General features: G+C 36.7%; 26 protein-coding genes and 1 pseudogene. 21 read left to right on the top strand and 6 right to left on the bottom strand.

Annotated elements, in window-relative coordinates:
* Positions 1–6 precede the first annotated feature (6 nt).
* A complete protein-coding gene (locus ACEE75_RS00210; protein ID WP_447575503.1) occupies positions 7–1,002 on the top strand; it encodes a pyridoxal phosphate-dependent aminotransferase in 996 nt (331 codons plus the stop codon).
* Here the strand turns inward: ACEE75_RS00210 and ACEE75_RS00205 are convergent.
* A complete protein-coding gene (locus ACEE75_RS00205; protein WP_447575504.1) occupies positions 999–1,523 on the bottom strand; it encodes a TetR/AcrR family transcriptional regulator in 525 nt (174 codons plus the stop codon). The genes ACEE75_RS00210 and ACEE75_RS00205 overlap by 4 nt on opposite strands.
* A gap of 126 nt (positions 1,524–1,649) precedes the next feature.
* Here ACEE75_RS00205 and ACEE75_RS00200 point away from each other — a divergent pair, with 126 nt between their 5' ends.
* From ACEE75_RS00200 to ACEE75_RS00190, 3 genes are all read left to right on the top strand, one after another.
* Positions 1,650–2,504, top strand: coding sequence for a cation diffusion facilitator family transporter (locus ACEE75_RS00200; RefSeq protein WP_354367191.1), 855 nt, complete (start codon positions 1,650–1,652; stop codon positions 2,502–2,504).
* Positions 2,505–2,712: 208 nt separating this feature from the next.
* Positions 2,713–3,606 carry an ABC transporter ATP-binding protein gene (locus tag ACEE75_RS00195; RefSeq protein WP_354367193.1) on the top strand — a complete coding sequence of 298 codons (894 nt, stop codon included), beginning with the start codon at positions 2,713–2,715 and terminating at the stop codon, positions 3,604–3,606.
* Positions 3,603–4,820 carry an ABC transporter permease gene (locus ACEE75_RS00190; protein ID WP_447575505.1) on the top strand — a complete coding sequence of 406 codons (1,218 nt, stop codon included), beginning with the start codon at positions 3,603–3,605 and terminating at the stop codon, positions 4,818–4,820. Before ACEE75_RS00195 ends, ACEE75_RS00190 begins: the two co-directional genes overlap by 4 nt.
* 63 nt (positions 4,821–4,883) lie before the next feature.
* On the opposite strand, the gene ACEE75_RS00185 is transcribed toward ACEE75_RS00190, so the two are convergent.
* Positions 4,884–6,044, bottom strand: a complete 1,161-nt coding sequence (locus tag ACEE75_RS00185; protein WP_447575506.1) for a carbohydrate-binding domain-containing protein — start codon at positions 6,042–6,044, stop codon at positions 4,884–4,886.
* Positions 6,045–6,584: 540 nt separating this feature from the next.
* Complete coding sequence (locus tag ACEE75_RS00180; protein WP_427894219.1) at positions 6,585–6,734, bottom strand: CPBP family intramembrane glutamic endopeptidase; 150 nt, start codon at positions 6,732–6,734, stop codon at positions 6,585–6,587.
* Between the two features lie 558 nt (positions 6,735–7,292).
* On the opposite strand from ACEE75_RS00180, the gene ACEE75_RS00175 reads away from it, so the two are divergent.
* The 16 genes from ACEE75_RS00175 (at position 7,293) to ACEE75_RS00100 (ending at position 22,361) form a co-directional block, all read left to right on the top strand.
* The gene (locus tag ACEE75_RS00175) at positions 7,293–8,024 is read left to right on the top strand and encodes an ABC transporter ATP-binding protein (RefSeq protein ID WP_447575507.1); all 732 of its coding nucleotides are present in this window, start codon (positions 7,293–7,295) and stop codon (positions 8,022–8,024) included.
* Positions 8,025–8,035: 11 nt separating this feature from the next.
* Positions 8,036–9,352: a beta-carotene 15,15'-monooxygenase gene (locus ACEE75_RS00170; RefSeq protein WP_427894223.1), complete on the top strand. Its 1,317-nt coding sequence runs from the start codon at positions 8,036–8,038 to the stop codon at positions 9,350–9,352.
* A gap of 236 nt (positions 9,353–9,588) precedes the next feature.
* Positions 9,589–10,356, top strand: coding sequence for a DeoR/GlpR family DNA-binding transcription regulator (locus ACEE75_RS00165; protein ID WP_449164886.1), 768 nt, complete (start codon positions 9,589–9,591; stop codon positions 10,354–10,356).
* Positions 10,357–10,560: 204 nt separating this feature from the next.
* Complete coding sequence (gene lacA / locus ACEE75_RS00160) at positions 10,561–10,983, top strand: galactose-6-phosphate isomerase subunit LacA (RefSeq protein WP_024384734.1); 423 nt, start codon at positions 10,561–10,563, stop codon at positions 10,981–10,983.
* 26 nt (positions 10,984–11,009) lie between these two features.
* Positions 11,010–11,525, top strand: a complete 516-nt coding sequence (gene lacB, locus ACEE75_RS00155) for a galactose-6-phosphate isomerase subunit LacB (RefSeq protein WP_029172311.1) — start codon at positions 11,010–11,012, stop codon at positions 11,523–11,525.
* A 9-nt stretch (positions 11,526–11,534) separates the two neighbouring features.
* The gene (locus ACEE75_RS00150) at positions 11,535–12,467 is read left to right on the top strand and encodes a tagatose-6-phosphate kinase (protein WP_449164887.1); all 933 of its coding nucleotides are present in this window, start codon (positions 11,535–11,537) and stop codon (positions 12,465–12,467) included.
* A 1-nt stretch (position 12,468) separates the two neighbouring features.
* Entirely contained in the window at positions 12,469–13,449 is a 981-nt protein-coding gene (gene lacD / locus ACEE75_RS00145) for a tagatose-bisphosphate aldolase (RefSeq protein WP_449164888.1), read from the top strand.
* Between the two features lie 12 nt (positions 13,450–13,461).
* Positions 13,462–13,935 (top strand): PTS sugar transporter subunit IIA, encoded by a 474-nt coding sequence (locus tag ACEE75_RS00140; RefSeq protein WP_009853317.1) that lies wholly within the window; start codon positions 13,462–13,464, stop codon positions 13,933–13,935.
* Positions 13,936–13,948: 13 nt separating this feature from the next.
* Positions 13,949–14,251: a PTS sugar transporter subunit IIB gene (locus ACEE75_RS00135; RefSeq protein ID WP_009853318.1), complete on the top strand. Its 303-nt coding sequence runs from the start codon at positions 13,949–13,951 to the stop codon at positions 14,249–14,251.
* 35 nt (positions 14,252–14,286) lie between these two features.
* Positions 14,287–15,687, top strand: a complete 1,401-nt coding sequence (locus ACEE75_RS00130; protein WP_105111088.1) for a PTS galactitol transporter subunit IIC — start codon at positions 14,287–14,289, stop codon at positions 15,685–15,687.
* A 109-nt stretch (positions 15,688–15,796) separates the two neighbouring features.
* Positions 15,797–16,693, top strand: a complete 897-nt coding sequence (locus tag ACEE75_RS00125; protein ID WP_012961360.1) for an aldose 1-epimerase family protein — start codon at positions 15,797–15,799, stop codon at positions 16,691–16,693.
* A 203-nt stretch (positions 16,694–16,896) separates the two neighbouring features.
* The gene (locus ACEE75_RS00120) at positions 16,897–17,730 is read left to right on the top strand and encodes a PRD domain-containing protein (protein ID WP_099870534.1); all 834 of its coding nucleotides are present in this window, start codon (positions 16,897–16,899) and stop codon (positions 17,728–17,730) included.
* A gap of 31 nt (positions 17,731–17,761) precedes the next feature.
* On the top strand, positions 17,762–18,079 hold the full coding sequence (locus ACEE75_RS00115; RefSeq protein WP_003048451.1) for a PTS lactose/cellobiose transporter subunit IIA: 318 nt from the start codon (positions 17,762–17,764) through the stop codon (positions 18,077–18,079).
* Positions 18,079–19,758: a lactose-specific PTS transporter subunit EIIC gene (locus ACEE75_RS00110; RefSeq protein WP_449164889.1), complete on the top strand. Its 1,680-nt coding sequence runs from the start codon at positions 18,079–18,081 to the stop codon at positions 19,756–19,758. Before ACEE75_RS00115 ends, ACEE75_RS00110 begins: the two co-directional genes overlap by 1 nt.
* A 235-nt stretch (positions 19,759–19,993) precedes the next feature.
* Positions 19,994–21,400 (top strand): 6-phospho-beta-galactosidase, encoded by a 1,407-nt coding sequence (gene lacG / locus ACEE75_RS00105; protein ID WP_449164890.1) that lies wholly within the window; start codon positions 19,994–19,996, stop codon positions 21,398–21,400.
* A 67-nt stretch (positions 21,401–21,467) separates the two neighbouring features.
* Entirely contained in the window at positions 21,468–22,361 is an 894-nt protein-coding gene (locus ACEE75_RS00100; protein WP_449164891.1) for an aldose 1-epimerase family protein, read from the top strand.
* Positions 22,362–22,496: 135 nt separating this feature from the next.
* Here the strand turns inward: ACEE75_RS00100 and cadX are convergent, their stop codons facing one another.
* Positions 22,497–22,835: a Cd(II)/Zn(II)-sensing metalloregulatory transcriptional regulator CadX gene (cadX, locus tag ACEE75_RS00095; protein WP_000711078.1), complete on the bottom strand. Its 339-nt coding sequence runs from the start codon at positions 22,833–22,835 to the stop codon at positions 22,497–22,499.
* A gap of 11 nt (positions 22,836–22,846) precedes the next feature.
* Positions 22,847–23,461 (bottom strand): CadD family cadmium resistance transporter, encoded by a 615-nt coding sequence (locus tag ACEE75_RS00090; RefSeq protein WP_024411951.1) that lies wholly within the window; start codon positions 23,459–23,461, stop codon positions 22,847–22,849.
* Between the two features lie 28 nt (positions 23,462–23,489).
* On the opposite strand from ACEE75_RS00090, the pseudogene ACEE75_RS00085 reads away from it, so the two are divergent.
* A pseudogene (locus tag ACEE75_RS00085) lies at positions 23,490–23,702 on the top strand (FanG protein).
* A gap of 152 nt (positions 23,703–23,854) precedes the next feature.
* On the opposite strand, the gene ACEE75_RS00080 reads toward ACEE75_RS00085, so the two are convergent.
* Positions 23,855–25,120, bottom strand: coding sequence for a tyrosine-type recombinase/integrase (locus ACEE75_RS00080; RefSeq protein ID WP_024378138.1), 1,266 nt, complete (start codon positions 25,118–25,120; stop codon positions 23,855–23,857).
* Positions 25,121–25,202: the final 82 nt, after the last annotated feature.

Below are 25,202 nucleotides of genomic sequence, written 5' to 3'. Positions count from 1 at the left end.
GAAGAGATGCTTAATGTTTCAGTCAATACCAATCCTTTAGGATTACCAAAGCGTGTTAAAAATCATAGTAGCTATATTTTGGAGCAAGGAGAACATTATCCAGATACAGAAGCGCTCTTTTTGCGTCATAAGCTATCTGAAAAGTACACCATCTCGCCCCAGTTCATTTTTTGTGGTAGTGGAGTGGATGATTTGATTTGGCGTTTGGTCTTGGCGCGTGCTCCCAAGTCAGCTCTTATCATTGAACCAACTTATGAAGAGTATGCTAATGTTTTACAAGAAGCAGGATGTCAATTAGAACGCTATTTCCTAAAGGCAGAAGATCAGTTTATCTTGGATGAATCAGTCTTAGATGCGATTAAATCAGATCTGGATGTCATGGTGTTAGGTCATCCCAATAATCCAACTGGTCAGGTTATCGAGATGGGATTATTAAAAAAAATCCATGAAAAGTGCCAACAAAAAGATGTTCTTCTTGTGATTGACGAAAGTTTCATAGAATTTTTACCATCTTGGAACGCTATTTCCTTTAAAACGATAGCTAGTCAGAGTCAGCATTGTATTGTTTTTGATGGCTTTAGTAAAACCTATGCGATGGCAGGTTTTCGGTTAGGTTTTGCGATTTCTGGTCATCGGGAGCTATTGACTGCTTTGAGTCAATCCGGTCAGTTGTTTGCAACTTCTAGTGTGGCACAAAGAGCCTCCATATTAGCTTTAGAAGATGAAACTTATATGGAGGAGACTTATGCTTTGTTGGAGCATGAGCGTGATTTTCTTATCCAATCTTTAAAAGCCCTAGGCGTACAAGTCTTCCCTAGTCAGACCAATTATTTATTGATCAATACAGGGCTAGAAAATGCAAAAGAGCAATTGGCAGCTGAGAGTATTCAAGTTAGAGCTGGTTCTGATTTTGTGGGCTTAGATTCCCGCTATATTCGTCTAGCTATGTCAACTCACGAGGTCAATGTGTCATTTTTACTAGGGTTAAAAAATTTACTTTAATTCTGAGGGCAAATCCAAGCTAAAAGATATTGACTAAGTTCCTCTGGGCTGATGGTCTGTCTTTGCTTGAGCCACCAAATCGTACTTTCAATAAAAGCAGAGCTAATCTGATGTTTTAAAAGCTCCTTAGGTAAGTTCGCTCGTTCACCTTGTATTTTTTCTAAAAAGAGGGGAAAGAGGTGTTTATCCAGTTCATGTTTGAGGCGATTCATAAAGTAGAGATTTCTTGAGAGCAAGAGACTGGCAACCTTGTCCTGATTGCGATAGAAATGGCTTAGAATATGGCTAATTAGCCCTTCTAGGTCATTTTCTTTTTGCTCAAAGGTATGGTGAAAGAGATCACGACACAGGTGCTCAAGCAACATTTCTTTGCTGTCAAAATGGGCATAAAAGGTACTTCGTCCGACATCCGCAAGATTGATAATTTCTTGAACAGTCAGCTCATCATAGCTTTTTTGATTGAGTAGGCTAGTAAAGGAGGTGTAGATAGCCTCTTTTGTTTTTTTAACACGACGATCCATAGCTGTACAAATGAGGCAATATGTTCAGAAATGAACAGAGTATTTGTTTTGCCTCTATTTTCCTTTCACTTTTTTTAGGATAATAAGGGAGTAAAGTTGTTACTATTATACAAAAGGAGTCGGAAGATGGCTAGACGAAATGTATTTATAGCTTTTCTCTTAAATTTAGTATTTTCAATCATTGAGTTGATTTTTGGTCTTTTATTTAAATCCAGTGCCATTTTAGCAGATGCAGTCCATGATTTTGGAGATGCTTTAGCGATTGGCTTATCTTTTGTAACAGAGAGAATGTCGGATAAAAGGGCTGATCAGAATTTTAGTTTAGGCTACAAGCGTTTTAGTCTGTTAGGAGCAATGATAACTTCAAGTATTTTGATCTTAGGCTCTGTTTTCTTAATTGTCGAAAATTTTCCCAAGTTATTTCACCCTGAAGTGGTTAATAAAGAAGGCATGTTGATTTTAGGTGTCATTGCTATCATAATTAATGTGTTGGCGAGTTTGGTGGTGCATAAGGGAAAAACAGTAAATGAAGCCATTTTAAGCCTGCACTTTTTAGAAGACATCTTAGGCTGGTTAGCTGTTATTCTGGTCTCTATTGTGTTACGTTTTACAGACTGGTATTTCCTTGATCCTCTCTTATCTTTAGTGATCTCAGCTTTTATCTTGTCAAAAGCAGTGCCCAAATTTTGGGACAATGGCAAATTATTTTTAAATGCGACACCAAAAGAGTTAGACTTCGTCAGCTTAGAAGCAGAGCTTTTAGATTTAGAAGGGGTTGAAAACCTTAATCAATTAAATGTCTGGACCTCAGACGGTTTAAATCATCAAGCGGTAGTGCACATTTGTAAAACCAGTCACCTTACTGATCAAGCTGTTAAAGAGCAAATTTATACTTGTCTATCTTCTCATCACATTCAGTTACTGGCACTTGAGATAGATCAAGATCAAACAGAGCATGAAAAACACGGTTTACATCTATAGCTAATGATAAGTCTTATCTCATCAAAAATTTTTGGGAATCTTAGCGCTAGCCTCTTTTAATGAGGTACAAGAAAAACGCTCCTGTTGAAAAGGGGTGTTTTCTTGTGTCTTGTTACCAGAGTATAGCACCTGTCATAAATGTTTTTATGAATAGGCTATTGAAAGCGTTGTTATTTAAGTATATAATATTTAAAAAGGAGGTTATAATATGCTTAAAGTATCGCAATTATCTAAAAGTTATGGTTCAAAAGATGTTTTAAAAACCATTTCTTTTGCCATTCCATCAGGAAGCATTTGTGGTTTGGTGGGAAAAAATGGTGCTGGTAAGACGACATTTTTCCACTCTCTGTTGCGTTTTGTGTCATATGAGGGAACAATTGAGCTAGATGGTCAAGCTTTTGGGACACAGGACTATCCGAAAGTGGGCTATCTTCCTGAGGAGCGTAGTCTGATGCCCAAGTTGACGGTTTTTGAACAAGTCCGCTATCTGGCTAACCTAAAAGGCATGACGAGTAAAGAGGTTGCAGAAAAGTTGCCGATTTGGATGGAAAAACTTGAGGTTAAGGGAAAAGTGACCGATAAAATTAAAAGCTTATCCAAAGGAAACCAGCAAAAAATCCAGTTAATTGTGACACTGATTCATGAACCAAGTTTAATCATTCTTGATGAACCCTTTTCTGGCCTTGATCCTGTTAATACAGCCCTGCTTAAGCGCGTGATTTTAGAGGAAAAAGAAAAGGGAGCAACTATCATCTTTTCAGACCACGTCATGACTAATGTTGAGGAGCTTTGTGATCAACTTTTGATGATTCACAACGGACAGATTGTCTTAGATGGTGCGATTCAGGATATTCGCCTACAATTTGGGCGGACACGTTTGTTTGTCTCCTCAGATATTCCTAAGGAGCGTCTAGAAAATCTGCCTCATGTTTTAGCAGTTGAAGCAACCAATCAAGGAAAATGGCGCTTGTTACTAGATGATGAAAGAGCTGGTGAGGAACTTTTTGATACGATTAGTCAAGGAAAATATCTCGCAACCTTTGACCAGCAAGCACCAACCATTGATGAAATCTTTAAATTGAAATCGGAGGAAGTCAAATGAAACAATTGCTGTTAGTTGCAAAAGAAACCTATCTTAGACAAGTAAAATCATGGACCTTCTTTTTTATGGTGGTGTCACCCTTTATCTTTATTTTTATTTCAGCAGGTGTTGGCTATCTCACAGACCAGTCAACTGATAATCAAGATAAGGTTGCTCTCATCAGCTCTAGCAACGAAGTGACCAAGGCTTTTAAAAGTGTAGAAGATATCACTCTGTCGTACTCTAGTATAGAAAAGGCGCGCTCTGCTTTTGATCAGGAAAAAATTGCAGCTTATCTAGAAGTAGAAATAAACAATGGTATCATAGAAGCGATTTATCATGGTAAAACGTCCCTGTCAGGTGAGATGAAAGTCCGAGTGGACCAGATTCTTCAAGGTTTACAACAAGCTTCTAATGTCCAACAAGTAGGGCTTAGTCAAGAACAGCTCACGACTCTAACTCAACAGCCTGTTTATAAGGAACAGTTGGTCAAAGGACAGGAATTAGCAGAAGCAGGAAAGTATATTGCCTTCTTTGGTCTTGTTTTTATGCTTTACATGATGATTTTGACTTATGCTGGTCTGACCGCACAGGAGATTGCCAGTGAAAAAGGCACAAAAATCATGGAGGTCATCTTCTCAAGTGTGCCTGCTCCACTTTACTTTTATGGTCGGATTTTAGGGATTTTTCTAGTTATCACGACACATCTAGGAATTTATCTTTTCGGAGGAGCGGCAACTTATAAAGTATTGGACCATACAGAGGGCACTAAGGAGATGGTGCAAAGCATCGAGCCTTTGATTAAGGCAGTGTTTGAGAATTTAGATTGGTCTATGATGTTCTTTGTCGGCTTTGGTCTCTTACTTTATGTGGTGTTAGCAGCACTTTCAGGTTCTTTAGTTGTACGACAAGAAGATGTGAATAAAGCTATCCAACCCATCATGTATATCGTCATTGCTTGTTTCTTTGGAGCGATGACTTTAGGTCAAGGTTCATCGGATAGTGTTTTCTTACAGGTAGGATCTTATCTTCCTTTTACTTCTACTTTCTTTATGCCGATTCGTTTGATGAATGGCTTTGCGACAGCAGTAGAGAGTATCATTTCCTTGATTGTATTAACCCTAACAACTCTTGGGTTGATCATTTTAATCGGAAAATCCTATGCTGGATTGATTTTACAGACCGATGATGTAGGCTTATGGAAAAGCTTGAAAAAGGGTCTAAGTAGTCAATGAAGTCTTATTTTTGAAAACAAAAAACCGAGGAAGCTTTTAAGCTTCCTTGGTTTTTCTTAGTTGTTACCAGCCACCAGGTGCGTTACCGCCAGGGGCAGCGCCGCCGTGACCACCAGCACCAGGTCCTGTAGCAGTAATTTCTGTGATTTGTTCACCATTTACGATAACAGTACCACCTGTTAATTCTGCAGTACCATCAAAGTCAAAGGCTGACTGAGCTGTGACTGCTATGGTACCGCCTGAGATGTAGATATCACCATTAGCATCAAAGCCATCAGTATCTCCCTCACCCACTTCAACTTTAATATCTCCACCTGTCACCTTGATGAAGATATCAGCACCTGTCACGTCACTCGCAGCATTGATGCCATCGTCGGTTGCATAAACATCAATCGTACCGCCATTGATGGTAATATTAGTTCCCTCAAGAGCCTCAGCACTTTCGCTGACCTTGATATCTCCACCGTCAATCACTAAGCTAGATTCTGCTTTTATCCCATCATCACCAGCTTTGACCGTAATATTACCATTTGTGATGGTGACATTACCTTTTGAGGTATCCTCATCATTGTTAGACTTGATGCCATCTCCTGTAGCAGTTAAGTTCAAGGTACCACCGTTGATGGTAACAGAGTCTTTACCACGAATCGCATCATCAGCTGCTGTTACGGTGATGTTCCCACCATTGATAGTAAGATTGTCTGTTGAAACAATCCCGTCTTGATAGTTAGCTTCAACTTTTAGGCTACCAGATCCAGATACGATAAGGTTTGCCTCAGAATGAATGGCTCCTTCAATATCGGTATTGCTGTGTGAATTGGCGTCTTTAACAGTATTCTCTGTTCCATCTTTGAGTTCAATTTCAACATTTTCAGCTGCTTCGACATTGATTGCAGCGCTGTCAGAACTTGAAATGGTCGCTCCAGCCAAGATAATACGAACATTACCACTAGTATTGACAGTTACACCTGCTGTCGTCTCACCAGAAAGAACATAAGTTCCTGTTTCTGTGATATTAAGTGTATCACTTGATAGCGTAACATTTTTGGTTGGTAGGCTATCCCAGTCAATATCAGATGTTACAGTTGTTGCCGTTGAGCTTGAGCTAGTTGCAGTAACATTTTGCCCACTAGTAGTCGTTGAGCTCGTCCCAAGAGAACATGCTGTCAGAGTTGCCATGCTGAGTAGCGTCAGCCCTGAATATAAGAATTTTTTAGATTTCATTGCGTTTTTAACCTCATTCACTGATTTCTTAAACCCAGTTTAGCGATAAAACCTAAAACTAAGGTTAAATAAACCCTAAAGAAAGCTTAAAGTTAGGCCACAAGCTTCTCTCCTTTTTTTAGCCGTTGTGGTGCATGATTTTTTATTGGTGTACACCAATAAAAAATAAAGTGAGCTCTGAGAAGTGATGCTAGATATTTGCCCATTTGGTGATATTATAGATAGGATCATCATCGAACTTTAGCGTATGGCATCTGTCCTGTTTGTCTTACGGATGATAACTGTCAGTAAACTAGCTAATCCAAACATTAAATGGTGATATAGGAAACATCAATACTAAAACTACCTCCGAATAAATCAGATTTATTATCAAATTTGATGCAGATCGTAACCATATTCAAAACCATATGCAACAAGATAGTGAGTATTTTAGAGCGCTCATTAGCTAAAAATAGTAGTAGGCTAAATAGGATTCCTCCTAAGAGGATTTGTAAGTTAGTCATAGGAGAGATGCCCTAAGGCAAATAGGAGAGAGGTTCCTCAGATAGCTACTCTTTTAGAGTAATTTTCTGTTAATACCTCGACATAAAAGCCTCGAAATAGCAACTCTTCGATGATAGGAGCGACTAATCCAGCCGTAATAATCCGTTCAACTACCTTGTCTGCAATGTAAATACGACTGTCAACCAAGTAAAGACAAGTGTAAAGCAACAGAGGAAAAAGGATTGTGCCCGCCAACTAGTAAGGACTAGGTAATTCAAAGCCAAACTTAATATCGCGAAGTTTCCCCCTCATAGTTGCTCAATAATGACTCGTAACAATAGTAGGAAACTAAGAAGATATAGGATGGACATCACGGTAAAGAACTTGCTTAAGGGTCTTAAGGGTGTCAATAAGGTTCCTCCAACGCTGATTAGCTTTGCTAAAACTAGTGCCAGATATCTAATAATAAAACTAAGTGATGCTTTACAAGTTTTTTCATAGCGAATACCTCTAGATTGTTTATCTATCACTATTATATGTAGTGTTGATTGCTGCGTAATATATTCTCTAGGTAACCTCAGATGATAGTTTATTTTTCTTAGTTTAATTTTATTAATTAGTATATAATGGAAGTGTATAAAAAGAATGAGGCTAGGAACCATATACGACATATCGTTCTAGTAGCTATTTTGGACTTTCTACTCATAATATATCATTAACTGTAGATTAACATTTAAAAATATTTATAAAGTTAGGAGGATGATTATGGTTAATCATGTAGCTGTTAGTGCAACAAACCTAACAAAAGATTATTTACTTGATAAAAGTAAGACTGTCTCTGTTTTAAAAGGAGTTTCTTTATCTGTTGATTATGGTGAATTTATCTCTATTTTAGGTATCAGTGGTTCAGGAAAATCAACGTTACTCAATTGCTTGGCGAGTCTATCAGAGCCATCTGGTGGCGAGGTTGTTATAAATGGTGTGAATCCATATCGGCTAAAAGATGGCAAACTTGCTAAATTTAGACGTGAAGACATTGCTATTATTTTTCAAAATTATAATCTAGTTCCTGCTCTACCAGCATTGGAAAATGTTACACTACCTCTAAGACTTTCAGGGAAGACTGCCGATAGGAATCAAGTAAAAACATTGTTGGATAACCTGAATTTTAAAGCCGACCTATCGTCATTAGTATCAACACTATCAGGAGGAGAACGGCAGAAGATTGCTATTTCTCGTGCTATTTTATCAGATAGTAAGGTTATTTTTGCTGATGAGCCGACTGGTGCTTTAGACAGTATTTCTCGGAAATTGATTTTTGAATCACTTAGAAAGATGGCTGATGAGGGGAAGTGTGTTTTAATGGTTACACATGACATTGAGCTTGCATCTAAAACAGATAAAGCATTTATTTTAAAAGATGGTTACATTTCGCAAGAAATTACTAAACCATCAGCAGAAGAACTTTATCAGGCACTTGAAACTATTGGCGAGTGAGGTGAGATTATATGTTAAAACTCATTGTGTATCAGTTTCAGTATTCAAAGAGACAATGGTTTGGGACAATTCCATTATTACTTGTATCTAGCCTAATTGTTGGGACATCTTTATTTGGCATTGCTAGCTCATCAAGAACTTCAAATATTAATGCTTCGCAACTTTTTCAGATGTTGATTATATTTGGAGGGACTACTCTATTTTTTCTCATTTCAAATAATATAAGATTGCTAATAGATATCTTTAAAAAGGATTATCAATTATGGACGATTTTAGGAGCAAGTAAATCTCAATTATCTATACTTATCGCTGGTCAGTTTTCCATAATGGCAGTCATTGTTAGCAGTTTTGGGACAATCCTTTCCTTCGTTGTGACAGATAGTTACTATAAATTTTTACAAAATTTATTAGGAAGAGATGAATTACCTGATTTGGTTATTACATCCAATATTCAGACTGTATTATTGAGTATTTTAATAGTACCAACAATTGTTGGATTAGGAGCTTATTTTTATTCTATTCGATTATTAAAAAAAGAATCAAATTCAAAATCAAATGGTAGAAATTGGAGAGTTAAGGCGACTAAGTTTATTAATGTTTCTGTTCGTCTATTCTTATGGTTATTGTGTATAGGTATTATTATTTCAGCAGGTTTTACCAATAATAGAGAAGTGATTGTGACACAATCTGGTATGATTTTATTTTTATTGATTACTCATATATTAATTATTCAAGTTCTATCTCCGTCCACCCAGATTTGTTTAATAAAATTATTAATGAAGATTCTCCCATCTGAAAATTATGCAATCAATACAAGTTTTTGGAACCTACTATACAATCCTAGTTATTTGAAGAGTATACAGACTTCGATGACTATAGGGATAACTCTCATTTCTGGATTCATCCTCTATACCAGAAATATGTACTCATTTATGGATACTATAAATAGTGTCCACGAAGCAAGAGCCTCCTTCATTGCCTATCTATCTGCACCAATTGTGCTTATTATTACTAGTTTTATTTCTATCACAATATTATCTTCTAATAAAGACATTGAAGATATTAGACAGTTACAAATATTGGGCATAACAAAATTACAACTTTTTAAAATACGTATTGCAGAAGCAATAATGCACTCAATAATAATTTCATTGGTCTCTGTCATTTTTAATGCTATTGTGTTAATGTTAGTTCGCTTTATAGGGCAACGTTTAGGGCAGAGTTTAGCAGAAATAGCAGGTTTTTGGCAACCTAGCCTTATTATTCTTTGTTTGTTAGTTATCTTCTACAGCATTACAAAGGGGTTTTATTTATTTAAAGATAGATAAATTGGAAAAGTTATAGAGAGGATTGCAATATCAAGTGATAAAATTTCTGAAATATCTATTCCTAACTTGGAATATAAAAGCTCTGCAAAAACATAAAAAATCAAAAAGCCCTGCCTATTAAATCATTAATTCAATTTTTAAGCCAGATGTACTGATAATATTGAACAAATGTTCAAAATTCCAACATCTTCTTGTTGATTTTTGATATAATGTAAAAAAACAACAAAGGATTAAACATGAATAAACGAGAACGACTAGAAGAAATTACACGTTTGGTAAACAAAAAAGGCACAGTTCGAATTTCTGAGATTGTTGAATTGCTAAATGTTACTGATATGACTGTTCGACGTGATTTTATTGAATTGGAAGAGCAAGGTGTCTTAACAAAAATTCACGGCGGTGCTAGAAGTAATAAGGCTTTTCAATATCGGGAATATTCCCATTCTGAGAAACACATTCAGAATAAGGAAGCCAAGCAAGAGATAGCAGAAAGGGCTGCCCAACTGATAGAAGATGGAGACACGGTATTTTTAGGTCCAGGAACAACAGTGGCCTTTCTGGCTGAGGCCATTAAAAATCCTCGCCTAACGGTCATCACCAACTGTATGCCTGTTTTTACCATCTTATCACAAAAGAAGACTGAGGATTTTCAAGTCTTTCTCTTGGGGGGAGAATATCGTCAAGTGACAGAATCTTTTGTAGGAGAAATTACCAATACAAGTTTAGAAAAAATGCGATTCAGCAAGATTTTCTTTTCAGGTAACGGACTTAAGGGAACTGATGTCATGACCTCTACCTTAGCCGAAGCCTATACGCAAAATATTGCCATTAAACATTCTTTAGAAAAATATCTACTGCTGGATGCCTCGAAAATTGGAAAAGATGATTTTACTTCCTTTTGTGATTTGAATGATGTAACTGCTCTAGTGACAGATATGAATGCGAATGATGAAAACTACCAATTATTACATAACCACATTGAAATTATTTCTACAAAATCATAAAGTTATCAAAACCAACAGCAAAATGTTGGTTTTTTGTTTATATACGAAAAAAATAAACAAAAATAAAACAAAACATGTTGACTTTATGTTCGTTTGGTTGTATAATTTAAACATAAAAAGCGAAAACGCTTTTCTAAGTTTTGCAAAACAAAGATTTTCTGCCACATATGGCTACAACTTTCTATTTTTGTTAGGAGATAGGTTATGACAATCATTATCGGTGCTGATCCAGCGGGCTCAAAACTAAAAGACGTTATTAAAGATTATTTACAAGAAAAATCATATGACTTTAAAGATGTCAGTGATGGAAGTGATTTTGTTGATACAACTTTGGCGGTAGTTGCAGCAGTCAATCAAGAGGAAGGAAATCTTGGTATTGTGATTGATGCTTATGGTGTTGGTCCATTTATGACCGCAACTAAAGTCAAAGGCATGATCGCTGCAGAAGTTTCAGACGAACGTTCTGCCTATATGACAAGAGGACACAACAATTCGCGTATTATTACAATCGGTAGTGAGATTGTAGGAGAAGGAATTGCTAAAAATATCGTTAAAGGATTTGTTGAAGGTGAGTATGATGGTGGCCGTCACCAAATCCGTGTCGATATGCTAAATAAAATGTGCTAATTGTTGTAGACAAAGGAGAATAAGAGATGAAAATTGCAATCGGTTGTGACCACATTGTAACCTATGAAAAAATCGCTGTGGTAGATTATTTGAAAAATCAAGGATATGAAGTATTGGACTTTGGGACTTATGACAATGTTCGTACTCATTACCCAATCTTTGGTAAAAAAGTTGGTGAAGCTGTTGCAAGCGGACAAGCAGATTTGGGCATCTGTATCTGTGGAACAGGTGTTGGAATCAACAATGCTGTAAACAAGGTTCCTGGAATTCGATCAGCTTTGGTTCGTGATATGACTTCCGCACTTTACGCTAAGGAAGAGTTAAATGCCAACGTCATTGGTTTTGGTGGGAAAATTACGGGTGAGTTGCTCATGTGCGACATCATTGAAGCCTTCATTAAAGCAGAATACAAACCAACTGAAGAAAACAAGCGTTTAATTGAAAAGATTGCTGCAGTTGAGACGCTCAATCAAGAGCAGGCTAATCCAGAGTTCTTTACTGAATTTCTTGAAAAGTGGGATCGTGGAGAATACCACGACTAGGAGGCTCACATGATTTTGACGATCACTTTAAATCCGTCGGTTGATATTGCCTATCAATTGGATACCTATCAATTGGATACTGTCAATCGAGTAGAAAAAGTTCAAAAAACAGCTGGTGGTAAGGGGCTCAATGTGACACGGGTTTTGAAACAAATCGGTGAAGATGTTGTGGCTACTGGTTTCATTGGTGGTGAGATTGGAAGTTATGTAAAGAAACAACTCACTCGAAATGATATTAAAAATTCTTTTGTGGAAATTGGGAACGAAACACGTAATTGCATTGCGATCCTTCACGATGGCCAACAGACAGAGATTTTAGAACAAGGACCAACTATTCAAGAACATGAAGCCTTGAATTTTATCGAACACCTTGAAATTATTTTGAACAATGTAGAGGTTGTTGCTATTTCAGGAAGTTTGCCAAAGGGACTTGCAAGCAATTATTATGTAGAAATTGTAGAACTTTGTAAAAAATGCGGTGTAGCTGTTGTTTTGGATTGTTCTGGTGAGGCGCTGAAAAACGTTTTAGAAAGCCAGCAGAAGCCGACAGTTATTAAGCCGAATACAGAAGAGTTATCACAACTGATTGGTAAAGAAGTTACTGATGATATTCAAGAGTTGAAATCAGTTTTGTCTGGTCAACTTTTCCAAGGAATTGATTGGATAGTCGTCTCATTAGGGGCACAGGGGGTTTTTGCCAAGCACAATGACAAGTTCTATCGTGTCAGAATTCCAAAAATCAAAGTCGTCAATCCAGTAGGATCAGGAGATTCAACAGTTGCAGGTATTGCAGCTAGTTTGGTACATGCCTTACCTGATACAGAATTACTAAAAAAGGCTAATGTTTTAGGCATGCTAAATGCCCAGGAAGAACAGACGGGTTACGTCAATTTAGAAAATGCAGAATCGTTGTATTCTCAAATCGAAGTCGAAGAGGTATAATATGGTAGTAACAGCAGATAAAAGAAAATACATGGAAAAAGTAAGCAATGAAGCAGGTATTATTTCATCTTTAGCTTTTGACCAACGTGGAGCCCTGAAAAAAATGATGGCAAAACATCAGGTAGAAGAACCTACTGTGGAGCAGATGGAAGAGCTAAAAACGCTAGTTTCTGAAGAACTAACACAGTTTTCTTCCTCAATTCTGTTAGATCCTGAATTTGGTTTGCCAGCATCACGCGCCCGTGATGAACAATGTGGTTTGCTTTTGGCTTATGAAAAAACAGGCTATGATACTAGCTCTACCAGTCGTTTGCCAGATTGCCTGGTAGAATGGTCTGTCAAACGACTAAAAGAAGAGGGGGCAGATGCCATTAAGTTTCTACTCTACTATGACGTTGATGGTGATCCATACGTTAATCTTCAAAAACATGCCTATATTGAACGTTTAGGTTCAGAATGTCAGGCAGAAGGTTTGCCATTCTTCTTGGAGATTTTGAGCTATGATGAGACGATTGAAGACAATGCTAGTGTTGAGTTTGCTAAAGTTAAACCTAGAAAAGTAAATGAAGCCATGAAAGTATTTTCGGATGAACGTTTTGGAGTAGATGTTCTCAAGGTAGAAGTACCTGTGAACATGAATTTTGTAGAAGGCTTTGGAACAGGGGAAGTCATCTATACGAAAGAAGAAGCAGCCGAATATTTCCGTCAACAAGAAGCATCAACGGACTTGCCATACATTTATCTTAGTGCAGGTGTTTCAGCTAAACTCTTCCAAGATACTCTGGTGTTTGCGCATGAAGCTGGTGCAAAATTTAACGGTGTTCTTTGCGGTCGTGCAACTTGGGCGGGTGTTGTGCCAGTCTATATTGAACAAGGTGAAGAAGCTGCGCGTGAATGGCTAAGAACACAAGGACGCAAGAATATCGAAGAACTCAACGCAGTCCTTACCAAAACAGCCGGCTCATGGAGTGAGAAAGTGTAAGAAGGTGATAAAATGACTCAATTATTTGCAGAAGATACGGTATATATATCTGAACAACAAGATCAAAAAAGTGTTTTTAAAGAAATCGCTCATAAATTATTTGAAAAAGGTCTTGTAACAGAAGAATACTTGGATAATTTAATTGACAGAGAGGAACATTATCCGACTGCCTTACCGTTAAGTCCAATTGATTCGAGTCTTCCCAATATTGCTATTCCGCATACAGAAAGTCAGTTTGTAAATGTTACTCGTATTGTTCCAGTTAAACTGGAACATGCGATAACATTTCATAATATGATTTTGCCAGATGAAAAACTAGAGGTTTCATTTTTGTTCATGATTTTAAACAATGAAGAAAAAGAGCAAGCTGGTTTATTGGCAGCAATAATGGATTTTATTAATAGACAAGATAAGGAAGCATTAATTAAATTCTTTAATTCTGAAAATCCAGAAAGAATTTATCAATTTTTGGAAAATAATTTTTAAGGAGGAATTTCTCATGATTAAAATTTTAGCAGCGTGTGGAGCTGGGGTTAACTCAAGTCACCAAATTAAAAATGCTCTAGAAACAGAATTGACTAAACGTGGTTATCAAGTATCGTGTGATGCTGTTATGATTAAAGATATCAATGAAGAATTGTTATCGCATTATGACATCTTTGCACAAATTTCTAAGACTGATTTAGGCTTTGATGTTAAGATTCCAGTTGTCGATGCTGGTGCTATTCTTTATCGTATCCCAGCAATGGCAGAACCTGTTTATAAGAAAATGGAAGACGTTATTAATAGCTTAAACAAATAAATTAAAGCGCTTTCGAAAGAAAGGGAAGAAATGAAATGAATGTAATTATCGACTTTGCAAATACGATTTTCCAACCAATTATTGACCTTGGCGCCGCTCCGTTAATGACAATCATCTTGACTGTCATTGCCCTCTTCTTTAAAGTGAAATTCACTAAAGCATTAGAAGGTGGTATTAAACTAGGAATTGCCTTAACAGGTATTAGCGCAATTATCAATATCTTGTCAACGGCATTTTCGGGTGCTATGGCTGACTTTGTTGCCAGAACTGGTTTGGAATTAAATATCACTGACGTTGGTTGGGCACCGTTGGCAACTATCACTTGGGGCTCACCTTATACCCTATATTTTTTGATGGTAATGGTCATTGTAAATATCATTATGTTGGTATTGAATAAAACCAATACGCTTGATGTTGATATTTTCGATATTTGGCATTTATCAATTGTTGGCTTGCTTGCTATTTATAGTGGAGCAAACCTCATGATTGCAACAATTTTGGTTATTTTTATCGGTATTTTAAAAATTATCAATTCAGACCTTATGAAACCTACTTTTAATGATTTATTGGGTGCTGGTGATGAAAATCCGATGACAACAACTCACATGAACTACATGATGAATCCAATTATTATGGTATTCGATAAAATTTTTGACAAGCTTTTCCCTTGGCTTGATAAATATGACTTCGATGCTGCTAAATTAAATGCTAAAATTGGTTTCTGGGGTTCAAAATTTGCAATTGGTATTTATTTAGGAATCTTTGTTGGCTTATTAGCAGGTCAAACACCAACAGAAATTGCTTCTTTAGCTTTTACAGCAGCTGTCTGCTTGGAATTGTTCTCATTGATTGGGTCATGGTTTATCGCTTCTGTTGAACCACTTTCTCAAGGTATTACTGACTTTGCTTCTTCAAAATTACAAGGACGCACATTAAATATTGGTTTGGACTGGCCATTCATTGCAGGTCGTGCAGAAGTATGGGCTGCCGCTAATATTTTAGCTCCAATTATGTTGTTAGAAGCAATTGTTTTACCAGGAAATAAATTATTGCCACTCGCAGGTATTATTGCGATGGGGGTTACTCCAGCTTTGCTAGTTGTTACACGTGGTAAATTAATCCGCATGATTGTCATTGGTGCTATTGAGTTACCGCTATTCTTGTGGTCAGGAACATTGATTGCACCATTTATCACAGAAACTGCTAAAAATGTGGGTGCCTTCCCAAGTGGTTTAGATACTTCAACCATGATTTCTCATACAACAATGGAAGGACCAATTGAAAAATTCTTGGCATTCTTTGTTGGTAAAGCTTCAACTGGTGATTTGACTTACGTTCTTTATGCAGCGATTGCTTTAGTTGTTTACACGTTGCTCTTCTTCTGGTATAAAGGAGAAATGAAAAAACGTAATCAAGCTTATCAAGAAGCCAAATAGTAATACATCTAATCTAACTCACTAAAACTTCTTTTATTATTTTGTTTTTACGCGTGATGAGAATGGCAGTTATGAGGCTGTTCATTCTCATTTTATTTAGGAGAAAATAATGGTTATTGAATTAAAAAATGATTTCTTAACAGTTCAGTTTAAGGAATTTGGTGGCGCTTTGTCATCCATAAAAGATAAAGACGGCGTCGAATATTTGTGGCAAGGAAATCCAGAGTATTGGAGTTCACAAGCACCAGTATTATTTCCGATTTGTGGGAGCTTACGTGATGATGAAGCTATTTATCGTCCTAGTAGCCGTCCCCATTTTACAGGTGTGATACCGCGACATGGTTTGGTGCGTAAGAAGACTTTTACTTATGAATCATTATCTGAAAATAGCCTTGCTTTTTCAATCACCCCTGATGCGGAAATGTTAGCAAATTATCCTTATGATTTTGAGTTGAAAATCATTTACACTTTGATTGGAAAGACGATTAAAACAAGTTACCAAGTGACCAATCGCGAGACAGAAAAGGTCATGCCTTACTTTATTGGTGGGCACCCTGGGTTTAATTGCCCATTGCTTGCTGATGAGTGTTATGAAGATTATTATCTCGAATTTGAAAAAGAGGAAACTTGTACTGTTCCAGAATCTTTTCCAGAAACAGGGCTTCTTGATGTGAATAAGCGTACGCCATTTTTAGAAAAGCAAAACATTCTAAATTTGGATTATGCTTTGTTTGCCAAAGATGCCATTACTTTGGATAAATTAGCTTCACGCAGCGTTTCGTTGAAATCTCATAAACACGATAAAGGATTGCGTTTGGATTTTGAAGATTTTCCAAATTTGATTTTATGGTCAACCGTCAATAAGAGCCCTTTTATTGCTCTTGAGCCGTGGAGTGGCTTGTCAACGTCGCTTGATGAAAGTGATATTTTAGAAGATAAACGTCAAGTAACTTTTGTAGCGAGTGGGGAAGTGAGTAAAAAATCCTTTGATATTACGATTTTTTGAATTTGTTTAAAATAAACAAAAAAAATCAAAAAAATACAAAGAAAGGGTTTACAAAATTAAAATTGTGTGTTATATTATAACCGTAGAAATTAATAGAGTGGATTGTAACTAATTCGATTAGGCAAGACTACAAATGGATTTGAGAGTAGGATATTCTCGGTTTGTTTGTAGTCTTTTTTTGCTTAAAAATATAGGAGGAATATATGTTTAGGATTATACAGTCACTAAATAATAACGCTGCTCTAGTGAAAAATGAACATGGGGAACAGGCAGTCGTGATGGGATTGGGTATAACCTTTCAAAAGAAAAAGGGAGATTTAATTGTTAAGGATAAGATAGAAAACATCTTTTCGCTAAAAAATGATGAAGCCAAAGAAAATTTTCTAACCTTATTAAAGGACATTCCCTTAGATTTTATTTCAGCAACCTACACGGTTATCAATCATCTCGTAGCAACGTATCATTACCCTGTACAAGAATATCTCTATGTAACACTGACAGATCATATCTATTGTGCCTATCAGGCGGTTTTGAAGAATACTTATCAAGAAAGTAAGCTACCCAATATTTCAGCCGAATATCCCTTGGAATATAAAATGGCGCGTGAAGCCTTAGCTATGTTTCGTGAAAAGTTGCTAAAAGATTTTCCGAATGATGAGATTGGTAGAATTGCACTTCACTTAATTAATGCAAAGGGTGAAACCATTCATCCCACAAGTGAAGAACAGGACATCAGCAAAAAAATTATAGCAGATGTTGAACAAATTCTAACGGAGAATGGGATTAAACGCACAAAAGAAAATAGCAATTTTTATGATCGTTTTATGATCCATTTGTCCTATTTTCTGAATTACTTAGATAGATCCCATCAGTCAAATGAATCGATTGCTAGTTTGGAACAGTATATCAAGCTCCAGAATCCAAGAGCTTACCAGATTGGAAGTCAGATTTTTGAGATGATCACAACATTGGTTGATGAACCTGTAAATGACAGTGAAAGGTTCTATATTGTATTACATATTCAACGGTTATTGTAAATCAATTCAATTTTAAAAGGAGGTTCATATTATGAACAGAGAAGAAATTACTTTATTAGGTTTTGAGATTGTTGCATTCGCTGGTGATGCTCGTTCTCGTTTGATGGAGGCACTGGCTGCTGCTCAAAAAGGTGATTACGCAAAAGCAGAAGAATTAGTTGAAGCTGCCAATGCTTGTATTGTTGAAGCCCACCATGCTCAGACAAGTTTGTTGCAGAAAGAAGCGGCTGGTGAGGATTTAGCCTTTAGTGTGACGCTCATGCATGGTCAAGACCATCTCATGACGACATTGTTATTGAAAGATATGATGAGTCATATGATTGAACTGTACAAACGAGGTGATAAGTAATGAATAAATTGATTGAATTCATTGAGAAAGGGAAGCCTTTCTTTGAAAAGATTTCGAGAAACCCTTATTTAAGGGCTATCCGTGATGGTTTTATCGCTGCCATGCCGGTTATCTTGTTCTCAAGTATCTTCCTATTGGTGGCTTTTGTTCCTAATATCTTTGGTTTTACTTGGTCTGATGAAGCAGTTGCGGCTATCATGAAACCTTACGGTTATACAATGGGTATTGTAGCTGTCTTAGTTGCAGGAACGACCGCAAAATCTTTGACAGATGCGTTTAACCGTCAATTGCCAAAAACCAATCAAATCAACTTCATTTCAACCATGATTGCTTCAATTTCAGGTTTCCTATTACTGGCTTCTGATGGTATTGAAGGTGGATTTGCCAATGGTTACATGGGAACTAAGGGACTTTTGACAGCCTTTCTGGCAGCCTTCATTACGGTTAATATCTATAAAGTCTGTGTGAAAAACAATGTCACCATTCGTATGCCAGACGAAGTTCCACCGAACGTATCCCAGGCATTTAAAGATGTGATTCCATATGCATTGTCTATCTTTGTCTTGTATGGAATTGATCTTGTGACACGTCAATTCCTTGGAACAAACGTTGCTGAGGCGATTCTGAAATTATTTGAGCCTCTGTTTACAGCCGCAGATGGTTATGTTGGTATTACAATTATCTTTGGTGCCTATGCTTTGTTCTGGTTTGTAGGGATTCATGGCCCATCTATTGTGGAACCAGCAATTGCAGCCATTACTTATGCCAATATTGAAACCAACTTCCAGCTTCTACAGGCGGGTCAACATGCGGACAAAATCCTGACTTCAGGTACTCAAATGTTTATCGCGACTATGGGTGGTACAGGTGCTACCTTGGTTGTGCCATTCATGTTTATGTGGTTGACTAAGTCTAAACGAAATAAAGCAATTGGACGTGCTTCAGTTGTTCCAACTTTCTTTGGTGTAAACGAACCGATCTTGTTCGGTGCACCACTTGTACTCAACCCAGTATTCTTTGTTCCATTCATCTTAGCTCCAATTGCTAACGTATGGATTTTCAAATTCTTTGTTGATACGCTAAAAATGAACAGTTTCAGCGTTAACTTGCCATGGACAACTCCAGGACCATTGGGGATTGTAATGGGAACAAACTTTGCTCCACTAGCCTTTGCACTAGCTATCTTGTTGGTAGTTGTCGATGTACTTATCTATTATCCATTCTTGAAAGTTTATGATGAGCAGATTCTCGCTGAAGAACAATCAGGGAAAGTTGAAAGTAGCTTGAAAGAGAAAGTGGCGGCTAACTTTAATACTGCCAAAGCGGATGCTATTCTTGAAAAAGCTGCAGTCGATACCGAAATTTCTGAACAAACAAATGTTTTGGTACTTTGTGCAGGGGGCGGTACAAGTGGATTGCTTGCCAACGCTCTAACTAAAGCTGCAAAAGAATATGGTGTTCCAGTTACAGCTACAGCAGGAAGCTATGGGGCGCACCGTGAGATTTTACCAGAGTATCAATTAGTCATCCTTGCACCTCAAGTAGCATCAAACTACGATGACATTAAACAAGAAACCGATGCATTGGGTATTAAACTTGCCAAAACTGAAGGGGCTCAATACATTAAACTCACACGAGATGGTCAAGGTGCTCTTGACTTTGTCAAACAACAGTTCTAGAACCTGTATTCACAGTTCAGCACTTCCATCTAAGGCTAGTTTTTCAGCTACTCATCGTTAGTTTTTTTCAAAATACAGTCAGTATTCCCTCAAAAAACTGCCTTGATTAGCGAAAAACTATCTCTTATATGCAAGCACTTCACTTGTGAATACAGGTTCTTAATCAAAAGGGGAGGGAGTAATAAATCTCCAACTCCTCCCCCTTTATTTATTTTTGATAGAAGAAGGTAGGCATATGGTTAAAACATTACCGAAAGATTTTATATTTGGTGGAGCAACTGCTGCATATCAAGCAGAGGGTGCTACACAGACGGATGGAAAAGGTCGTGTTGCGTGGGACAAGTATCTAGAAGATAATTACTGGTACACTGCGGAACCAGCTTCTGATTTTTATAATCGTTATCCAGTTGATTTAGAACTAAGTGAACAATTTGGGGTAAACGGCATTCGTATTTCAATTGCGTGGTCTCGTATTTTCCCAACAGGCTTTGGAGAAGTGAATCCAAAGGGAGTAGAGTATTACCATAAATTATTTGCGGAATGCCATAAACGTCACGTAGAACCATTTGTAACGCTTCACCATTTTGATACACCAGAAACGCTACATTCTAATGGTGACTTTCTGAATCGAGATAACATTGAACACTTCATCAATTACGCAGCATTTTGCTTCAAAGAATTCCCTGAAGTTAATTACTGGACAACCTTTAATGAAATCGGTCCAATTGGTGATGGGCAATATCTAGTTGGGAAGTTCCCACCAGGGATTCAGTATGACTTAGCTAAGGTATTCCAATCTCACCACAATATGATGGTTTCACATGCCAAGGCAGTTAAGCTCTACAAGGATGCTGGTTATAGTGGAGAAATTGGTGTTGTACACGCATTGCCAACGAAATATCCTTATGATCCAACCAATCCTGACGATGTTCGTGCAGCGGAACTTGAAGATATTATTCATAATAAATTTATCCTCGATGCTACATACTTGGGTTACTATTCTGAAAAAACGCTTGAAGGCGTTCGACATATTCTGAAAGTAAATGGTGGAGAATTAGACCTTCGTGATGAAGACTTCGCTGCCTTAGATGCCGCAAAAGATTTGAACGACTTCTTGGGCATCAATTACTATATGAGTGATTGGATGAGAGCTCATGATGGAGAAACTGAGATTATCCATAATGGTAAAGGGGAAAAGGGAAGTTCTAAGTATCAAATCAAAGGAGTCGGTCGTAGAGAGTCTCCAGTTGATATTCCAAAAACGGACTGGGATTGGATTATCTATCCGCAAGGCCTTTATGATCAAATCATGCGTGTAAAAAATGACTATCCAAACTATAAGAAAATCTACATCACTGAAAACGGCCTAGGCTATAAAGATGAGTTTGTAGATGGTACAGTCTATGACGATGGTCGAATCGACTACGTGAAAAAGCATTTAGAAGTGATTTCAGATGCTATCTCAGATGGTGCCAACGTTAAAGGTTATTTCATCTGGTCCTTGATGGATGTATTTTCTTGGTCAAATGGATACGAGAAACGATATGGATTGTTCTATGTTGACTTTGAGACCCAAGAACGCTATCCAAAGAAAAGTGCTTATTGGTATAAGAAAGTAGCAGAAACACAGATTATTGAATAAAAAAAGTAAAACAAGGATGCTTAGCTCAAGTTAGCATCCTTGTTTTCATATAAGGGAGGCAGTTTTTATGCTCGAATTAAAAAATGAGAACTTAACAGTACAATTTTCTGAATTTGGTGGGCAACTTATTTCTATTAAAGACAAGGATGGTATCGAATATCTTTGGCAAGGCGATCCGACCTATTGGAGCGGTCAAGCACCAGTTCTATTTCCGATTTGTGGAAGTTTACGAAATGATTGGGCTATCTATGAACCTGCAGAAAGACCGACATTTACAGGCACAATTCCAAGGCATGGACTTGTGAGAAAAATGATGTTCAAAAACGTAAATAGTACAGAGAACTCTTTGGAATTTTCTATTTCATCAAACGAAGAAACCGTAAAAAATTACCCTTTTGAATTTGAACTTTCCATTAACTACTCACTACTTGGCAATACAATTCGAACTGAATATCGGGTGAAAAACCTTGAGGGACATAGAAAGCTACCTTACTTTATTGGAGGTCACCCAGGTTTTAATTGTCCCTTGTTGGATGGTGAGAGTTATGAAGACTATTATTTAGAATTTGAAAAAGTAGAATCTTGTACAGTACCTCGAAGTTTTCCAGAAACTGGCTTACTTGATCTGCGAGACCGCCGGCCATTCTTGGAAAATCAAAAGACCTTGGACTTGTCCTATAAACTGTTTGAGCATGATGCCATCACATTGGATCAATTAGCATCACGAAAGGTAACCTTGAAATCTAAAAATCATCAGAAGACTCTTTCGATTGCATTTGATGATTTTCCATATTTAGTGATTTGGTCAACTACAAATCAGAGTCCCTTTATCGCTTTAGAGCCATGGAGTGGACTCTCTACATCATTGGAAGAATCTGACATATTCAACGCCAAACGAAATATTAGTTACGTTGCTCCAAAAGAAGTTGATAAAAAACATTTTGATATTATTATTGAGTAAATACCATAGTAAAGTAATTTAAATATTCTACGGAAAACACTCAAAAACCCCACTGACTTTAATTAGCCAGTGGGGTTTATTACTTATATAATCCCCCTATAATCATGGAAAAGTAGAAAGTAGTAAAAATAGTTGTTATCCTAGTTGATTAAAAAAATCTCTGATTTCCTCATCTTTTATAAAATAATATATAATTTTCCCCTCTCTTCTAGTGTCCAAGATGTTTTGATTGGCTAGTTTACGAAGATGGTGGGAGGCAGATGCCATACTGAGATTTAATAAACAGGCTATATCGCAGACACAGAGTTCTTCGACGGCAAGGAGATAAAAGATGATATTTATCTGTTTATTATCGGTAAATTTTGATAAAATACGAAGTGATTTTTGGACTTTTTCCTTTTCAAGGTAGTTCGTTGCGGTTGTAACATTTTGTTGATTTATAACATCCACTTGACAGATACTATCTTTTTTCATAATTTTTTCTCCTAGCCTAACACAGCCCATAGCATGTCAAAGCTGTTGTTTTCAATCAGGATATACATCCCCAATCCTAAATAGACAACGGCAATAAACCATCTACTATATTTTTCCAAAGTTTCTCCGACAGAAGGGACTTGTGCCAATTTTTGGGCAGAAAAAACCAAGAGATAAATCATGACTAGAAAGGTAAGTAAAGCCACTATCAAATTCGCTAAATTTAAGGTAGTAAAATATGGGACAAAGACACCAATATTGTCAGCACCACAACTTGCAAAAGTAATCATAGCGACTAGAAAAATCAGGTTTTTATTATCTTTGCTCAAACCTTCTTTGGCAATAGCTTCTCCATCAGAATCTCCTAAAAGCAAAACTTTGAGGCCTAGGAAAATTGGAATCAAACCGAGCAAACCTAAAATCTCTTTACTAGGAATATAATCTAAGACAAATGCAAAAAGCAAACTTAGCAATATTAGACTAACAGAGCCTAGAAATTGTCCTAAATAGATGTTAATGATGTCTTTTCTGCTTTTTCTTTTGGCAAAAAATAACATTAGGATAATAAGTAAGTCTACGGCTGTCCCAGAATACAGGATTATTGAAGTAACAATATTTTGAATCATAAAACACCTCATTCAAATATATTTTTGAATGTATTCTAACATTAAACTTTATAGATGTCAACTTCAGCTCCACCAAAATATAGATAAGAAGTTAGTGTACCAAATATAAAAAAGCCCTGCCATCCAAATGATAACAGGGCTTAACTTCAATATCCAAATGATATATTCATCTAAAAAAGGTAGAGTTCTTATTGATTTATATTGCAATGTAATGAACTTCAAAAATTCAAAAATCGCTTAAAATCAATGTTTTGATGTCTATTGACGTGTAGTGAATCCCTTACTTAACCTCAGTAAGGGTCTAATAATATCTATTTTAGCTATCGAAAGCCTTGATATAGCAAGACTTTTATGAATTGTACTCAAAAGTGTAGAGAAAAATGTAGAGATAACTTAAGCTGTTAATTTAGCAACTTTATCAAGATAAATATTAACTGCTTCAAATTTTCGTTTTGGAGCGATTTCTGCATAGGTATCCATAGTAGTGGATATAGACTGATGCCCCATTCTAGTTTGTAATTCTTTCCAGTTTGCTCCTGCATTCAACATCAAAGAAGCATGAGTGTGACGGAATAAATGAAAACCATAATCAGGTAGTCCAAGTGAGGATAGACGTTTCTTAAGTGTGGCACGCTCATTTCTATCACACATATAATTACCATAAATTGTTGGGAATATTAGGTCGGACTTAGGCAATCCATGCTTTTCAAAATAAGTATTCATCTCGTTATGAAATTCGACGAGTGAAGCAATTGTATCTGAAGGCACAGGAATTCTCCTATTTCCTGCATCGGTTTTGGGAGTTGGTTTACAAACCATTTCCCCCTTTATTCCTAACTTCTTATTCGCTCTTTTCCACATCAGAGTCTTATTTACAATAATTTCGCTTGTTTCTAAATCCAAATCATGAATTTCTAATGCTAGTAATTCATTGATACGGCAAGCTGAAGCGAGCAGAGTGTTACAAATGACTTTAAATCTACGATTAGCTCGTGTATCTGGTAAATCTGACAAAAATTTTAACCAATGTGATAAATCGTCATCATGAAGTACCATAATTCGTTTTTTATTGGCTTTTGGCTTTGGAGGTATTTTAACAGTGGATACTGGATTTTTTGACAGTCCATAGCTCGTTATTCCGAAGTCGAAAATATCGCTCAACTTATGAGTCACAGCTCCGAAATCTTTTGCACTTCCTTTCTCTGCTCTTTTTACCCCAGATTCAACAGATTTTTTTGCCTTTTCAGCAAGCTCATTAACCCATGATTGGATTTCAGAGGATTCAATTTTATCCGGTGTGTATTCTCCAAATCTTGGAATGATGTAGGTGTCAAGATAACCTCTTACTCGATTTAGTGTATTAGCAGATGTAACCCAATTTTGATAGTTTTTAAACCACTCTTCAGCAAGCTCTTCTAAAGTATTAATTCTTATAACTTCTTTTCGGGTGCTTCCCCGCTCCTCGAAATCCAGTTTAGCTTGAATATACTTTCTATCCAATTGGCGAAGAGTTTTAGCGGTAATGGAGGTAGTGACTTGCTTTCCTGTTTTTTCATCAATACCTAAGTAGACACCTCGCAGTACATACTTGACTTCTCCGTTTTTTTTAGTTTGCTTCAATACTTTTTTGTTATTGTGAATAATTGTTTCAGATTTCATAACACCTCTTTCATGCAGGTATTGAAAAAGGCTAAAATAGACTCTCCTCTTCTAAATTTAGATACTTCTATTCTAGCATTTT

The organism is Streptococcus sp. 11273D007BT, assembly GCF_053547195.1.
The sequence above is the reverse complement of the archived record's forward strand: the minus strand, read 5'-3'. Positions and strand labels throughout refer to the sequence as shown.